This is a genomic window from Gammaproteobacteria bacterium CG11_big_fil_rev_8_21_14_0_20_46_22 (assembly GCA_002796245.1).
Lineage (GTDB): Bacteria > Pseudomonadota > Gammaproteobacteria > UBA12402 > UBA12402 > 1-14-0-20-46-22.
Genome location: PCWT01000058.1, coordinates 1 through 481, shown reverse-complemented (window position 1 = coordinate 481; position 481 = coordinate 1). Strand labels below are relative to the sequence as shown.

Genomic DNA, 481 nt, shown 5'->3' with positions numbered 1-481 from the left:
AAAAATTAAACATACTGAAAGCAGTGGTAATGTTTATCAAGACTTAGGTTTTAATGACTCTGAGGAGCGATTGGCAAAAGCTAAGTTAGCCATGCGTATCGAGGAAATTATCGAAAAGAAAAAACTCAAACAAGTTGAGGCAGCAAAAATGCTGGGTATTAACCAACCCAAGATTTCAGCATTAATGAATGGACGATTGAGCGGATTTTCTATAGAGCGGCTCATTCATTTTTTAAATCGGTTGAACCAAGACGTTGAAATTATTATTAGGAACAAGCCATCGCGCCGAAAAACACTAGGACATTTAACCGTTGCATTTGGAGAGGTCTAATGCTCTTACTTTTTGCGCAATAATATGAATCAGTAAAGGAATAATTGGTTTTGATGTATAAAAAGCTCAATGAAAAAATAGAGTTCGCTTTTGGGAAAGGCGTTGGCAGTGAAATTTATGACGCCATGAATAGAGCGAATCATTCTGTTT

The 481-nt window shown here is 36.4% G+C and carries 1 protein-coding gene; it reads left to right on the top strand.

The window, feature by feature from the left end; genetic code table 11:
* Nucleotides 1–331 (top strand): transcriptional regulator (locus tag COV52_08175; protein PIR10612.1); only part of this gene is annotated, 331 nt, incomplete at its 5' end.
* Nucleotides 332–481: the final 150 nt, after the last annotated feature.